The organism is Bacillus sp. S2(2024) (assembly GCF_050474045.1).
Classification (GTDB): domain Bacteria; phylum Bacillota; class Bacilli; order Bacillales; family Bacillaceae_G; genus Bacillus_A; species Bacillus_A yunxiaonensis.
The window spans coordinates 596,761-610,179 of sequence record NZ_JBFLUS010000003.1 but is presented as its reverse complement, the minus strand read 5'-3'; the positions used below and the strand labels follow the sequence as shown (position 1 = coordinate 610,179).

The 13,419-nt window shown below is 34.7% G+C and carries 18 protein-coding genes and 1 pseudogene; 8 read left to right on the top strand and 11 right to left on the bottom strand.

The genetic code is table 11. The features are described from left to right. Window positions 1–66: 66 nt before the first annotated feature. Window positions 67–636 carry a hypothetical protein gene (locus AB1284_RS03200; RefSeq protein ID WP_429751729.1) on the bottom strand — a complete coding sequence of 190 codons (570 nt, stop codon included), beginning with the start codon at window positions 634–636 and terminating at the stop codon, window positions 67–69. A 396-nt stretch (window positions 637–1,032) separates the two neighbouring features. Between AB1284_RS03200 and AB1284_RS03195 the strand changes: the two genes are divergently transcribed. Continuing rightward, a complete protein-coding gene (locus tag AB1284_RS03195) occupies window positions 1,033–1,218 on the top strand; it encodes a YhzD family protein (protein ID WP_377882603.1) in 186 nt (61 codons plus the stop codon). 27 nt (window positions 1,219–1,245) lie between these two features. On the opposite strand, the gene AB1284_RS03190 is transcribed toward AB1284_RS03195, so the two are convergent. Next, a complete protein-coding gene (locus AB1284_RS03190; protein WP_429751731.1) occupies window positions 1,246–1,605 on the bottom strand; it encodes a hypothetical protein in 360 nt (119 codons plus the stop codon). Window positions 1,606–1,744: 139 nt separating this feature from the next. On the opposite strand from AB1284_RS03190, the gene AB1284_RS03185 reads away from it, so the two are divergent. Next, a complete protein-coding gene (locus AB1284_RS03185) occupies window positions 1,745–1,885 on the top strand; it encodes a YflJ family protein (RefSeq protein WP_429751733.1) in 141 nt (46 codons plus the stop codon). 172 nt (window positions 1,886–2,057) lie between these two features. On the opposite strand, the gene AB1284_RS03180 is transcribed toward AB1284_RS03185, so the two are convergent. Continuing rightward, window positions 2,058–3,260, bottom strand: a complete 1,203-nt coding sequence (locus tag AB1284_RS03180; RefSeq protein ID WP_429751735.1) for a macrolide family glycosyltransferase — start codon at window positions 3,258–3,260, stop codon at window positions 2,058–2,060. Window positions 3,261–3,679: 419 nt separating this feature from the next. Beyond that, entirely contained in the window at window positions 3,680–3,805 is a 126-nt protein-coding gene (locus AB1284_RS03175; RefSeq protein WP_429751737.1) for a hypothetical protein, read from the bottom strand. A 174-nt stretch (window positions 3,806–3,979) separates the two neighbouring features. Between AB1284_RS03175 and AB1284_RS03170 the strand changes: the two genes are divergently transcribed. Next, the gene (locus AB1284_RS03170) at window positions 3,980–4,585 is read left to right on the top strand and encodes a hypothetical protein (protein WP_429751739.1); all 606 of its coding nucleotides are present in this window, start codon (window positions 3,980–3,982) and stop codon (window positions 4,583–4,585) included. A 92-nt stretch (window positions 4,586–4,677) separates the two neighbouring features. Here AB1284_RS03170 and AB1284_RS03165 read toward each other — a convergent pair whose 3' ends face one another. Then, window positions 4,678–5,004 (bottom strand): nucleoside triphosphate pyrophosphohydrolase, encoded by a 327-nt coding sequence (locus AB1284_RS03165; RefSeq protein ID WP_429751740.1) that lies wholly within the window; start codon window positions 5,002–5,004, stop codon window positions 4,678–4,680. 169 nt (window positions 5,005–5,173) lie between these two features. On the opposite strand from AB1284_RS03165, the gene AB1284_RS03160 reads away from it, so the two are divergent. Beyond that, window positions 5,174–5,332, top strand: coding sequence for a DUF2639 domain-containing protein (locus AB1284_RS03160; protein WP_429751742.1), 159 nt, complete (start codon window positions 5,174–5,176; stop codon window positions 5,330–5,332). A 173-nt stretch (window positions 5,333–5,505) separates the two neighbouring features. Here AB1284_RS03160 and AB1284_RS03155 read toward each other — a convergent pair. Both AB1284_RS03155 and AB1284_RS03150 read right to left on the bottom strand, forming a co-directional pair. Then, a pseudogene (locus AB1284_RS03155) lies at window positions 5,506–5,730 on the bottom strand (Tellurium resistance); the annotation flags it as partial. A gap of 54 nt (window positions 5,731–5,784) precedes the next feature. Beyond that, window positions 5,785–5,994 carry a hypothetical protein gene (locus tag AB1284_RS03150; protein WP_429751744.1) on the bottom strand — a complete coding sequence of 70 codons (210 nt, stop codon included), beginning with the start codon at window positions 5,992–5,994 and terminating at the stop codon, window positions 5,785–5,787. A gap of 245 nt (window positions 5,995–6,239) precedes the next feature. Between AB1284_RS03150 and AB1284_RS03145 the strand changes: the two genes are divergently transcribed. Then, window positions 6,240–6,659: a hypothetical protein gene (locus AB1284_RS03145; protein ID WP_429751745.1), complete on the top strand. Its 420-nt coding sequence runs from the start codon at window positions 6,240–6,242 to the stop codon at window positions 6,657–6,659. Window positions 6,660–6,954: 295 nt separating this feature from the next. Then, a complete protein-coding gene (locus AB1284_RS03140) occupies window positions 6,955–7,620 on the top strand; it encodes a YdeI/OmpD-associated family protein (protein ID WP_429751747.1) in 666 nt (221 codons plus the stop codon). A gap of 247 nt (window positions 7,621–7,867) precedes the next feature. Here the strand turns inward: AB1284_RS03140 and AB1284_RS03135 are convergent, their stop codons facing one another. Continuing rightward, complete coding sequence (locus AB1284_RS03135) at window positions 7,868–8,335, bottom strand: VOC family protein (protein WP_429751748.1); 468 nt, start codon at window positions 8,333–8,335, stop codon at window positions 7,868–7,870. A 265-nt stretch (window positions 8,336–8,600) separates the two neighbouring features. On the opposite strand from AB1284_RS03135, the gene AB1284_RS03130 reads away from it, so the two are divergent. Continuing rightward, the gene (locus AB1284_RS03130) at window positions 8,601–9,599 is read left to right on the top strand and encodes a S66 family peptidase (RefSeq protein WP_429751750.1); all 999 of its coding nucleotides are present in this window, start codon (window positions 8,601–8,603) and stop codon (window positions 9,597–9,599) included. A gap of 173 nt (window positions 9,600–9,772) precedes the next feature. Here the strand turns inward: AB1284_RS03130 and AB1284_RS03125 are convergent, their stop codons facing one another. The 3 genes from AB1284_RS03125 to murQ all read right to left on the bottom strand — a co-directional run bounded on the left by AB1284_RS03125 (window position 9,773) and on the right by murQ (window position 12,309). Further along, window positions 9,773–10,159 (bottom strand): VOC family protein, encoded by a 387-nt coding sequence (locus tag AB1284_RS03125; RefSeq protein WP_429751752.1) that lies wholly within the window; start codon window positions 10,157–10,159, stop codon window positions 9,773–9,775. A 135-nt stretch (window positions 10,160–10,294) separates the two neighbouring features. After that, a complete protein-coding gene (locus AB1284_RS03120) occupies window positions 10,295–11,191 on the bottom strand; it encodes a BadF/BadG/BcrA/BcrD ATPase family protein (RefSeq protein WP_429751754.1) in 897 nt (298 codons plus the stop codon). 233 nt (window positions 11,192–11,424) lie between these two features. Next, the gene (gene murQ, locus AB1284_RS03115; protein WP_429751756.1) at window positions 11,425–12,309 is read right to left on the bottom strand and encodes an N-acetylmuramic acid 6-phosphate etherase; all 885 of its coding nucleotides are present in this window, start codon (window positions 12,307–12,309) and stop codon (window positions 11,425–11,427) included. 551 nt (window positions 12,310–12,860) lie between these two features. Between murQ and AB1284_RS03110 the strand changes: the two genes are divergently transcribed. Continuing rightward, the gene (locus AB1284_RS03110) at window positions 12,861–13,025 is read left to right on the top strand and encodes a helix-turn-helix domain-containing protein (protein WP_429761848.1); all 165 of its coding nucleotides are present in this window, start codon (window positions 12,861–12,863) and stop codon (window positions 13,023–13,025) included. The last annotated feature ends 394 nt before the right edge of the window (window positions 13,026–13,419 follow it).

Genomic DNA, 13,419 nt, shown 5'->3' with positions numbered 1-13,419 from the left:
ATAAGCCAGATGTAAAAAACATCTAGCTTATTTTTACCTCGCTCGTTACGTTTTCCTGCTTATACTTTAATCTTTTTTTACCTTCGCTTCTTCACCTTGTGTTTCCAGCTTATTAAGTAATTCATGATATCTTTGCATTTCCTGCTCACTATTATCCCAGTTTTCTCCGTAAATATGATTCACTGTTTTTCCTGACATTTCTAAAATAAAAGTGCTATTATCGCCACTTCGTACTGATAGGTACGTATTTTCCCCTTCCTTATAAATTTTAGCAGGATTTGAATTTTTTAATTTTTCTACACTTGGTTGCCCTGCCTTTTCCATAACAACTGGCACATAAGAATCCGCTACAATTTGGCGAAGCGAATTCTCACTAAAGTCACTTGTTTTTAATGAATGCAATGTGAATGCAGCTGTATACACACTTAGGTTCGTTTGTTCTTTTTTAAGTTCTTTATCTTCAAACTCAGCAACAGCCTTCTTATCTTCTTGGCTTATATTCGGCATCGTAGTTCCCTTTGTTTTTTGATGAAGATAATATAATTTCCCAGCGCGATAAACGAGAGCAAGAGACATCGTAATTAACACATAAATATACCATTTGTTATATCGTGCAGATTTAGTTTCCTTCTTCATATCTTCCATCCCGCCAACATCTGCAAACTCGTTTTACTTCCCTCTACTTCCACCATTCTCTTTTGTTCTCTATCAAGAGAGATTACCTTAATCTTGTCATCATTTTTCTCCACTTCATTCACCCTCTTTTTTATTAGTGCATAAAACAAACGCTTTTGTAATTACATATTTATCTAATTCTGTAAAAATATCATAACAAATGAAACACTTTCAATTTGTCATATTTCGTCGAAAAGAAGACAAAAAAGGGTTATATCCCCTTTTCTTAAAAAATAAAACATATACAAAATTCATTTTACTTATTATCGATAATGTCACATATTTCTTTTGCATAATCGCCCGTTTTATGACACAATAGTTATAACATTCTGATTATTTATTTTGGAGGGAATTTTCATGGGCGTATACACACTAACAGTTTTCGAAAAAGACGGTTCCAAAGTACTAGACGAATCATTTGAGGCTGCGACTGAAACAGAAGCAAAATCAAAAGGTGAAACGATTTTACGAGAAAAACAATTGTATGACCACACACACCGCTGCACATCTTCAAGCGGAAAGCTTGTCTTATTCCAGCGCTAAAAAAAGAAGCGTCTGACCGCTTCTTTTTCACACAACATCTTCTTCACACCACAGAAACACAACTTCTACGATTCGATTCCCTAATCGAACGCGCTTATTCCACATTCCTGCTTGAATAAGGCGCTTTAACTCATCCTTCATTTTATCCGTCCAATCAAGAATACTCTCTTTTTTGTCATACGGATAAATACCTGGAAACTCTTCATGCAAGAGACGTAAACTTTCCGCATCTAGATGAAAATGAAAAAAATAATTCGCAGTAAGAGAAGGCTCCTGCAATTGTAAAAACGGGTGGTCAATTTGCTTTTTATTACGATAAAACGTAAAAATATTGACCTTCCCACTCGTAATCTGATCAATTTGAATTTCGTGCTTTTCAATAATCACGCTGTTCAGTCCACCTCGATATATACTACTTCTAGTATATATGTCTTTGACAGAGAAGTTAACCACTTTCATCTGGAAATTCATCATTTCACTTCAAAATACAATCAGAACAACTCAAAACAAGAAAGGAAGCGATCATATGCATTTCGGTAGCAAAGGTTGGTACGTAAACGAACTTAAAAAATTGGGTATCCGTACTTATGAAGGCAGAAAACTAGAGTCATATCGTACGCATATTTTAGCTAGTTTGTTGGAGAGAGTTAAGAGACAGTCGGCTTGATGTAGGGAGCTCCTTCTTATATGGAAGGAGCTTTTTTCTTTGACATTAAATATAGGAAAAAGAATGAATCTTACATTATCAGAGGTAACGGAAGAAAATTTTTGGGCTGTCATTCATTTGCAGCCTTAGTACAGAAATTTTATTATTCAGTAAGGAACTCTTTTGTCACCCATCACCTTTTAGAAAATAAGTGAACGGATTCTTTTAAATACTTGTCTATAGCTAATAGAGCTTTCTTTTCTCCTCCGGCTTCTTTAAAACTTTTGCTTACTTTCTTAGCATTTTCTCGGTAAGAAGGATTGGACAACACTACTTGTACAGCTTCTTTTAACTTTTCCATACTTAATTCATGCGGATCAAGTCTATATCCAGCTTGAAGTTCTTCTAATCGATTCGCGATTATAGGTTGATCTGATGTGTGAGGTATCACGACAAGAGGTACTTCATAATAGAGAGCCTCACTCGTGCTATTCATTCCTCCATGAGTAATAAAGGCGTCTGTATGCTGTAAAACCTCGAGCTGTGGTACATATCTACGTACAATAAAGTTTTCTGGAAAAGGTTGTAGTTTGGTTAAATCAGTCGACATCCCGACTGAAACAACGACTTTCCCCTTGAAATCTCTAAAAGCCTCTATACAAGTTTTGAAGAAAGACTCAAACCCTTGTAAGACGGTACCCATTGAAATGTACAGTACTTTCTGGTCTTTTAACTCTTCTAACGGAAAATCATGTGTTTGCATCCGTTTCGCGATAGAGGGGCCAATAAATACGTATGAATTATCCATGGACTCTCCACCCGGCTGAAACTCCCGGCTTGTATAGACAATATTTAAACCAGCAGTGTTCATCATAAATTGAAAAGGTTCCTTTACTTTCACGCCAAAACATTCCTCAATTTGTTCCATTAAAGCCTCATTCTCCTTCTCAATTTCTGATGATGCATTTAAAGGTGGACCTACACGCTCTCTTAATATTTTCAAAAATTGCTCTCGCGGTATAGCAAAAGAGGATGATGAAGATACAGATGGCAGGTTTAAATAGTCTTTGACTAGTAACCCTGCACCGAACGTATCATGATACACATAATCAAATGATATGGAATTAGCCAGTTTTTGAACGACAGACAAAATATCATAGGAAAGTTTTAAATGAACCTGTAGAAATTCGTGAATATTAACCAGTTTTTGAGGTGTAAACCCTTTCAGATGGTTAGGATGAAGATACACATTCGCACCCAAGCCTTCAATTCTCTCTTTAAACTCTTCAGTAGTTACGTAATGAACGGAATCTCCGCGATCAATTAATGCTTTTACGATACCAAGAGTTGGATTTATATGGCCCTCGGCTGGAAAATTAATCATTAATACATTCATAAATTTTTATCCTCCCATCATATATAAATCAACTAATCTTTTTTTCATACATGATCTAATCTAAAGAACCAAATGTATTCGCCCTGGAACCCGAATCAGCTAAAGGAGAATGCGAACAAAGATTCATATAAAACAAAAAAATAATGCTGAAATGAAAGTAGTAATAACTACACTATTTTTCTTTGCTTGATTGCTCCTTATCCCTTCTCTCCTTTTTTCTTACTTGTATTAAAAAACTTATTTGTATTTATTTTACAATAAAAGCAGGTAATAAATTTTGAGAAATACAAAAAGAGCCTTTTAATTGCTAAATGATCTCTTAGTAATTATAAAAGGCATTCTTAAAAGTTGATGAGCATGTGGCGGCACCCTATTTCATACTCCGCAGTTTCCGCTTCTATATATCACGCTAACTCTTCTTATGTTTTTTTGCGTATTTCTTCTATGTATTCTTTTTCATTTAAAGTTCTTGTCGTACATGTTTTTCCTTTACTTTCAATCATATCTGGAATGCAATCACTTACCAACTTGTTGTAAACTAGCATCGTAATTCTTCCAATACTTTGAATTTCATTCTAAAACTATACAGAAATTAGAGCGTCAGATTAATACTATTACCTTATTAGGATTCAAAAATATTACACTAATTAAACACCAAATTTGCATCGTGTAATATTTTCCCATATAATCAAAAATAACAAAGTATCAGGAGGCAGAGCATGAATCGGAGCAATGTATTTATAGCAGGTATTGTAGGAGCAGTTATCGCAGCTGGCGGATTGTATGTAGGAGTAGTAAAACCTTTAAAAAATGACGTAGAACAAATACAAAAAACGAACACAGCACTTCAAAATAAAATCAGTAAAATAGAACAGCAACAATCACAGCAAGCTGAAAAATCAACTGAACAACCGGCCGAAAAGCCAGCTGAACAGCCAACTGAAAAATCAACTGAAAAATCAACTGAAAAGCCAGCTGAAAAGCCAGCTGAACAGCCAGCTGAACAGCCAGCTGAAAAGCCAGCAGACGTATCTACGGACGGTACGACTAACGTCACAGTTACGAACGGTGAACAAAGCGTTCCGGTTAAAAATCTAGAACTAAGCATTGTAGACGCTAAAGTAAACGTAAATAAAGAAGAAGTAACACTAAGTGTGAGAAAAGGAGACAGTAGTCAAAAAGCGTATCCTGTAACACTCACAAAAAATGAATCTAAATTTCTAAAACTAGGTGAAGGCGGAAATGAATATACGCTAAGAGTTGTAAGCTATAAAAAATCCGGAACAAAAGATACTGCGGTTATTGAAATACTACAAGGCATGTAAGAGAAGCTGTGTCCAAAAGATCGTTGAATAACGAACTGCTGGGCAGCTTCTTTTTCATTTAAAATAAATATGTAACTAACGAACTACTGAACTTAATTATCACTTACCTCAAGCAAAAAAATTCTTCCACCAAATCCACCGCGCTTTTCTTCCTTTTCTTTGCGGACTTTCTCGACATCTTCTAGCGCTACGCCTTCATACTGCGCTAGTGCATTTACAAGCTCAAGTAAATCCGCTAGTTCTTCTATTTTATGCTCCAGAGTTTCTGCTTCTACATACTCCGCTAACTCTTCCCCTGTTTTCTTACATACTTCTTCTATGTATTCTTTTTCATTTAAAGTTCTTGTTGTGAATGTTTTTCCGTTACTTTCAATCATTTCTGGGATACGATCACGTACTAGTTTGTTGTAGATTGGCATCGTAAGTCCTCCAATATTTTGAATTTGATTCTATTATTATAGCATGCAGAAATTACCTTTTTCCTTGGAGTAAAGCCGCAGAAAAATCCACACTTTCCATAGGTAAAACAAGCTTTCCTTTTTACGCTCAAGCATATACTGTAAAAAATTTAAAAGGAGAATGTTCATTATGTATTACGGAACAAAAGGTTGGTACGTGTATGAGCTAAAGAAGCTTGGCATTAATTATTATGAAGGACGGAAGTTGGAGAGTTACCGAGCGCATGTTTTACGGAATTTGTTGCTGAAAGAACAGGAAAAAGAGGAGGAGAAAAAGGAAGAGGAATAACATCTCTATGCTAATAAATTTTGATCTTCCTTTAAAAACAATTCACACCTAACCTACCCTATTTATTTAATATCATTACACATTTCTTACACATCAAAAAGTGCTTTACCATTTCGGCAAAGCACTTTTAATTATGTAAGCTTTTATTTGGAACCAGCTACCCAATTCATTCCTCAACCATATGCACGATCCATTTCTTTATGTCCATCGAAATATTCAACTAACCGCTGTACTTTAAACGTCTCATTGTTTACATTTTCAATCATTGCAATTGCACACATGATTTTCCCGTTTCGATGTTCGTTTAGTTTCACTTCAATATCCGGGACAGCAGAATACTTCAGCGTTACAACTCCATCGGCTTGCACCCAATTTGCAACCCCTTCATAAATGAAAGAATTCAGAGTTTCGATTTAAAAATAGGAAAAGTTCAGCATATAACCGAACTTTTTTCATCTGTTTATCACTTCAATAAAAGATGTATTCCCATTGTTTCTAATTGTAGAATGGAATTTTTGATTTTCTAATGTCTCGGCAACTTGTTCTAATTTTTGTACATCATCATGATGAATGAGTAAACTGTCTGATCCACTTTCTTCAATGTGGATATGTTCAATATTACCAATGGCTTTATGTACGGTTTGTAAAAAATCGGGTTTCATAAATAAGGCCTCCTATATTTACAGTTATTTGCTTCTATTATTTCCTTATTTATAAAAAATACAATTGGAGGTGAAAATCGCAAATGATTTGGTACCTCCTTTTGTATTATTATATCAATGTTTCTTTCGCTTTAGCTTTGGAATTAGCATATAAATGCAGTACGAATTGAATGGACAGTATTTAGCTAACGGGATTTGATAAAGAATAATAAGCTGGGAACAATATTAGGAAATGTAAATAAGAGGTGAACTTATTGGTTAAACATTATTTTATCTTATTTGGATTTTTATTATCTGTTATTACTCCTTTCCAAACAGTTATGGCAGAAAAGGTTTCAAAATGGGAAGATTGGTATGTAACAACAGAGAATATCGTTTCAGATATTGTGTTTCCAGCCATTGATAAAAGGGTAATAAAAGAATATGGAGGAAAAGAATCTTCTGGTTTTGGTTGGCATTGGGAAAGAATAGTCGGCATCAATTATAATAGCAATCATTCTTATGATGTTGCTGTAAGAATCCAAGTTCCTTCCGATAACAAACCATTTGGCTATGCGAAGGACTTAGTGAAAGTAAGAGTGTATCCATCCTGTGACAGCCCTAAAATGGGTTGCAAACACGATTTCAAAGTAGAAATATTAGATTACAAACATTTGTCTCAATAAGAAATTTTTAAAAATGTACGATATATTTTACTAATAATTTTTCTTTCATTAATTAAACCTTCCTTTTTTTGAACGTATTTCTGTCAGTTTCATTATAAATTAATAAAGTACCTTAAACGTCCGTTTCGGGTACTTTTTTCAGGCACTAAATTAGATATATATGTTAAGATGTAAAATGATTTAAGATTGATAGATTTTTAAATGCAGCCAAAAAGTGACAGATAGAATCGGGAAAATTGAGAATGATCATTCTTGACTGTCAGCTAATTGTAAAATTACAAAGGAGTGTTCCTTGATGACAAATAGTAGTATGAATCCTAAGGTTGATGAATTTTTAAATGCGGCCAAAAAGTGGAAGGAAGAATACGAGAAGTTGAGAAATATCGTTCTTGACTGTGAGCTAACCGAAGATTTTAAATGGATGCATCCTTGTTACACGTTTGAGAAAAAAAACATAGTTTTAATACATGGATTTAAAGAATATTGTGCGCTTTCGTTTCACAAAGGTGCCTTGTTACAGGATACTCATGGGATTCTAATCCAACCAACGGAGAATGTACAGGCGGGGCGCCAGATTCGGTTCACCAATGTTCAAGAAATAGTTGAAATGGAAGCCATCTTGAAAGCTTATATTTATGAAGCCATTGAAGTTGAAAAAGCCGGTTTAAAAGTGAAGAAGAAAGAACATAAAGAATTTATAATTCCTGAAGAACTTCAAAATAAATTCGATGAAATGCCTACTTTTAAAACTGCTTTTGAATCATTGACACCGGGACGGCAAAGAGCATACATTCTTTATTTTTCTCAAGCCAAACAATCCAAAACTCGAGAGTCACGGATTGAAAAATATATCCAGAAAATTCTCGATGGAAAAGGACTAAACGATTGTACTTGTGGGCTATCTAAAAAGCAGCCTAACTGTGACGGCTCACACAAGTCATTGGATAAGAAAGACTATTAATCAAACTTTAAGATATTATCTCACTTTGCGTTCATTCAAACTCTTTTAAATCGCAGATAACACTCAATTAAATAATTTATTCGCAAAGTATAAACAAACTACCGTATAACAGGCGTACGCATTATCAGTTAAGAAAAGAAAAATACTGCACACAAAAGTGTACCCTTTTGCAGCTTGCTGAAAGGTACACTTTTCTTGAACTAGTGACGTGACCCCGTTTAGTAAAACAAGCTTATCTCATAATCTCTCATTTAAATGTACTGTTAACTAGTTCCTCCCAATCTACGAAGGACAACTTATCTGTAATATGTTTTAATTCATTAGGAACTTCAACATAACACATCAATTCTAAACTGTTACCATCTGGGTCATTGAAGTATACTGAAGCATTCCCTTGATGTGGGCGAATAAATGGCTCAATAGATTTTCTATTACCAAATGGAACGGCTTCAACTTGAATAGAATCTAGCCACTTTAAAGATTCTTTTAAATCTTCATATGAAACTCGAAAAGCAATATGTCGTAAGGAAGGATGGTATCGAGTCTCATACTCATTTCCTTCCCATAAACCCAACCAACTTTTCCCTTCTTCAATCCAAAAGAAAGCAGTGTTTTCATCACACCAAGCAAGTTTCAGTCCTAATTCCCGGTAAAATGCAATTGAATTTTGTAAATTACTAACTGGTAAGTGCGCTTCATACAATCCTTTAATCATATGGTTTCTCCCCTACTCTATCTTCTTGAATATTAACTATATCAATGTAAAAACAATATGAAATCCACCAAAAGTATTAAAATTTTATATATCTTTAGAGGTAGTGCACTAGGAACATTCACTAATCATACAAAACTTCCATCAGTGGAGCTTTTTTTCTCTGTTTGAGATATAGTCGTATTAAATTAAGGTATAATAAATTGCAAGATTATTTACATTAATCTTGCAATTTATTATAAACGCCTTTCAAGGGAGAAAGAAAACAATGAAACTTAGCAAGTTACAAAAAGGGGATTTAATTGGGATTTATTCTCCTTCATCACCAGCAACTTATACAGCACCTAAAAGATTTGATCGAGCAAAAAAATTTTTGGAGAACAAGAGGTTTCATATAATAGAAGGAAATTTAACTGGAAAACATGATCACTATCGGTCTGGAAGCATTAAAGAACGGGCTGAAGAACTCAATGAGTTAATACGAAATCCGAACATCAAGTGTATCATGTCGACCATTGGTGGAATGAATTCTAATTCAATATTGCCTTATATTGATTATGAGGCATTTATGAAAAACCCGAAAATAATGATAGGTTATTCTGATGTTACCGCAATATTACTTGGGATATACGCAAAAACTGGAATACATACATTTTATGGACCGGCATTAATCCCTTCATTCGGTGAATTTGAGCCATTTGTTAACTATACATACGAATATTTTAGTGACATGTTAGAAGAGAAACAAACATTACCATATCATGTTAAAAAACCCCCTTATTGGACGGATGAATTCATCAATTGGGAAGAAAAAACGAAGGAAAAACAACTTAGAAAAAATGATTGGGTCTGTGTAAATAGCGGAAAAGCAACAGGTAGATTAATCGGAGGAAATTTAAACACATTAAGTGGTATTTGGGGCAGCGAATACATGCCAGAAATAAAAGAAGGAGATATCCTTTTTATCGAAGATACGTCAAAAGATGCTGCTACGATTGAAAGAAGTTTTTCATTACTAAAAGTCAATGGGGTTTTTAATAAAATTTCTGGCTTAATCCTTGGGAAACATGAACAATTTGATGATAATGGTACGAGTAAAAAACCATATGAGATTCTATTAGAAGTTTTAGATGGTATTAACATACCCTTTATTGCGGAATTCGATTGCTGCCACACTCACCCGATGTTAACCGTTCCAATTGGTATGAAAGTAGAGATGGATGCGACAAATAAAACATTACTCATTCTTGAAGAGTGGATACGTTAAGCCCATTACATATAAAAAGGCTGATTAACCTAAAAGTGGATGAATCGGCCTTTTTAATATCCAACAAAATACGCCATCCTTTCCTATGAATCTACAGAAAAGAATAGCGTATTTTTCATTTCGAGAGTGATAAAGGGGTACCCCTTAACCTATTCCTATTTTCAGCAATTAGATTACAGCATTTTATATATTTCAATTAAGTTATCGTCGGGATCACGAAAATGTGCAACGCACGCTCGCCATTCCTTACGTTCATGCGGTTCATTAACAAATTTAATTCCTTTTTCTCTTAAACGATTATAAGTGTTATCGACATCTTCAACTTCAAATTGAAGTAAGAATTTTGACTGAGCCTCAGCTTCTAAAGGCTTATCTCCTTCCCCGACCAATTCGGCCATCATTTTTCGAGATACAAGCTCAATTTTCGTTTCCCCGTTATTGAAAAGTGCATATTCCATGTCTTCCTCGTACCAACTTACTGGAAATTCCAATAAATCTCTGTAAAACATGGCACTTTTCTTAAAATCTTTAACCAAAATTCTTATTTGTAACAACTTCAAATCAATCACCTCTTGAAAAATATTATCGAAGAGCCGATACTATCGTTTCTCATTTAGACATTTCGTTCTTAATTCCAATATCCCTTTATGTTTAACCTAACTATTCAGCTCTGTTATCTGCATAAGAATGGATAATCAATTTATATACTTCAGAGATAAATAATAACACCCTAATGTCGAAGATACATCATCTAAAATCAGAGTTATATCCGGTTGTTTTTCTTTTAGATGAGCGACAAAAGAATCTTGTACTATCGATATATTCGTTAATACGCTCCCTTTTATTGCTACTGTAATCCGATCCTCGAAGTTTAATTTTTTATAAACATCGAGCGTAATCTTTGCAAGATGATAACCGGCTTGCCGAAGAATGTTCTGTGAAAATTGATCGCCAGCTTCAGCAAACTCTGCAATAATTGGAACAAATGCAGCAATTTCATCCTTTGATGCAGCATATATAAATTTTTTAGTCTCTAGTGCATTGCTATATCCGAGTTTCGAGAGTATTACATTGGTCAGTTCACTATAAACGAGACCTTCGTCTTCTTCTTTCGTCATGTTCATAAAAGCCTGCATAGCAATCCAATAGCCACTTCCTTCATCTCCAAGGATATGTCCCCAGCCGCCTGCCAATTTTTCAATACCTTTATGAACGCCAATACTAACAGAACCTGTTCCTGAAATTGTTAAAATACCATCTTTTCCTTTTAATAAAGCAGCATGTGCAATCCTTCCATCATTTACAATCGTAAACGGAATATGAAACTTCTCATAAAGAGCATCTTTTATACCTTTTTTATTTTTAACACCTCCATACCCAGCTAACCCTAGGTATATATATCGGCATTCTTCACTTTTTAAAGAAACTAAGCATTGTTCAATTGCAGCAATAATGTTAATAATGGCCTGTTTTTCATTTAGAAGTAAGTTTCCGTAACCCGCTTTGCCTTCACTTATTTTTTTTCCATTTAAATCATAAGCCACCGCTTCCGTTTTCGTGCCTCCACCGTCTACGCCGATCATATAACTCATGTAGCTTCCTCCCCGTTCATAAAGTGAAACTCCCATCAGTGGGGAGCTTACTGCCCGAGAATAGCGGGATAAAGTGAAACTTTAATCAGTGGGGGTTTTCTTCATCCCCCACTGATTATTAGTTGAACCAATCGGGCTTTTACGGGCAGTTTATCTCCCACCTAACTTCTTTGCTTTCATCGAATTTTGAGGTGGGAGTATTACTGCCCGTTAATGCGGGATAAATAAAAGCTTTAAATAGTATTTCTCACAAATCCCTGCGCTTTTTTCAACCGATTTGTTGCTTCTTCATATGAAGCATTCGTTAAAATCATAATAATCGCAACTTTAGGCTGAGAATGTGCCTTCTCTAAATATTCTTCTGCAACTTCATAACTACAGTCAGTGGCATCCATAATAATTCGCTTTCCACGTTCAACTAGCTTTTCATTTGTTAATTGTAAATCAACCATTAAATTACTATAAACTTTTCCGATTCCAACCATCGAAGCTGTAGAAAGCATATTACATACTAACTTTTGAGCAGTACCCGCTTTTAATCTAGTAGAACCAGTCAGTACTTCAGGACCCGTTACCACTTCAATCGCAACCTTTGCAACTTTTCCTATTTCTGAACCTTTATTGCAGCTTAATGATACTGTTCCTGCCCCAACTTGATTCGCATACTTCAAACCTGCGATAACATAAGGTGTTCGGCCGCTCGCAGCAATCCCTACTACAACATCTTTCGCTGTTAGTTGAATTTTCTTCAAATCTTCAGGTCCTAATTTCAAACTGTCTTCGGCTCCTTCAACCGCTTTCATAAAAGCAGTTTCGCCGCCTGCAATTAGCCCAATTACATCACTAGGTTCAGTATTAAATGTTGGCGGACATTCCACGGAATCTAATAAACCGATACGTCCGCTTGTGCCGGCACCCATATAAATTAATCGACCGTTGTTTTTCATTGCTATAACAATCATTTCTACCGCTTTTGCAATTTGAGAAAGTTCTTGTCTAACACAATGAGCAACTTTTATATCTTCTTCGTTCATCACCTCTAATATCTCAAGTGTTTTCATTTGATCTAAATGCGTAGTCTTCTCATTACGACACTCCGTTGTTAAATGGCTTAACATAAACCTCATCCCTTCTATTAATAGTCAAAGTATGGTAGAAGTGCTTTCTTTAAGAAAAATACAACATTATTAAAAATAAATTTTGATATAATTTTTTATTTTTAAAAAAATATCAAAAATAGAGTTAATTATGAACTAGCGCCTTACTCATAAAAGCGTATGTTAATTTGGTTAAATCGTTTACCGAAAAAACAAACCAAATCAGAGACACATTACTGTTCAATTTAAAACATGTTTTAGACTGAACAGTGTTATTACTAATGCATGTTTCTTTTATCCTTTAACACTCACTAGTATATGTCATAAATAGACAATGAATGGTCTTAAAATAAAGTATTAGACTAAATAATAGTTATTCAATTTTTATACAGAAAATAAGAGTAGTTCTTGGAAAGCATATGTAATAAAACAAGAATGTATGGTACGGACTGTTTACGAAAACGGTTTAATCTATCATATCTTTCGAGAGGACTCCCACCTCTAAACATATGTGAAGGTGGTGAGGTGAATCGAAAAAAATATTTTATGTTCAAGCAAAATGATAGAAACGTATGTTCTTGTTTTGGTATAATATCCTTAACATGGAAAGAAAGATTATTGAACAGGCCATTCAGGAAAATAAGACTACACGTAGAACTGCAAAGGTTCTTGGAATTACCCAAACCTCACTAATACGCCGGTTAAAAAAATACAATATCCGCAACGGAAAAGAATAGCTAAGTATACACATCTAGTAAGATACAACTTTCTTCAATTCAGATGCTCATGATCGTATCAACATTGTATGAAAGTTTATTATCCCTATTAAGTAGAAACTTGCTATATAGGATAATTTTTTTTATATGATAAAGTTCGCTTATGCTTAATGGTAACAAAGCCTGCATTGTGGCAGGGGTGATAGATCTAGAACGAATAGCGGCTTTGTGTGAGTGCCGCTTGCATTCGCCGGGCAGCATGGAACAAGGACAAGCCAAAACTGGCTTGTCCTTGTTGTAGTTACGCTTTGAAGAAGTGATGGAATAACCTTTTACGATTTATTACCCCAAAGCAAGCTTTTTGCCCGAATTGCTCAGTTTTATCATTTTGAGGTAGTTGGTATCAATGGCATAC

Excerpts from the sequence above, each read along its gene's own strand:
- AB1284_RS03200 (WP_429751729.1), bottom strand. The coding sequence starts at position 636 with ATGAAGAAGGAAACTAAATCTGCACGATATAACAAATGGTATATTTAT.
- AB1284_RS03195 (WP_377882603.1), top strand. The coding sequence starts at position 1,033 with ATGGGCGTATACACACTAACAGTTTTCGAAAAAGACGGTTCCAAAGTA.
- AB1284_RS03185 (WP_429751733.1), top strand. The coding sequence starts at position 1,745 with ATGCATTTCGGTAGCAAAGGTTGGTACGTAAACGAACTTAAAAAATTG.
- AB1284_RS03180 (WP_429751735.1), bottom strand. The coding sequence starts at position 3,260 with ATGAATGTATTAATGATTAATTTTCCAGCCGAGGGCCATATAAATCCA.
- AB1284_RS03175 (WP_429751737.1), bottom strand. The coding sequence starts at position 3,805 with ATGCTAGTTTACAACAAGTTGGTAAGTGATTGCATTCCAGATATGATT.
- AB1284_RS03170 (WP_429751739.1), top strand. The coding sequence starts at position 3,980 with ATGAATCGGAGCAATGTATTTATAGCAGGTATTGTAGGAGCAGTTATC.
- AB1284_RS03165 (WP_429751740.1), bottom strand. The coding sequence starts at position 5,004 with ATGCCAATCTACAACAAACTAGTACGTGATCGTATCCCAGAAATGATT.
- AB1284_RS03160 (WP_429751742.1), top strand. The coding sequence starts at position 5,174 with ATGTATTACGGAACAAAAGGTTGGTACGTGTATGAGCTAAAGAAGCTT.
- AB1284_RS03150 (WP_429751744.1), bottom strand. The coding sequence starts at position 5,994 with ATGAAACCCGATTTTTTACAAACCGTACATAAAGCCATTGGTAATATT.
- AB1284_RS03140 (WP_429751747.1), top strand. The coding sequence starts at position 6,955 with ATGACAAATAGTAGTATGAATCCTAAGGTTGATGAATTTTTAAATGCG.
- AB1284_RS03135 (WP_429751748.1), bottom strand. The coding sequence starts at position 8,335 with ATGATTAAAGGATTGTATGAAGCGCACTTACCAGTTAGTAATTTACAA.
- AB1284_RS03130 (WP_429751750.1), top strand. The coding sequence starts at position 8,601 with ATGAAACTTAGCAAGTTACAAAAAGGGGATTTAATTGGGATTTATTCT.
- AB1284_RS03120 (WP_429751754.1), bottom strand. The coding sequence starts at position 11,191 with ATGAGTTATATGATCGGCGTAGACGGTGGAGGCACGAAAACGGAAGCG.
- murQ (WP_429751756.1), bottom strand. The coding sequence starts at position 12,309 with ATGTTAAGCCATTTAACAACGGAGTGTCGTAATGAGAAGACTACGCAT.
- AB1284_RS03110 (WP_429761848.1), top strand. The coding sequence starts at position 12,861 with ATGTTCTTGTTTTGGTATAATATCCTTAACATGGAAAGAAAGATTATT.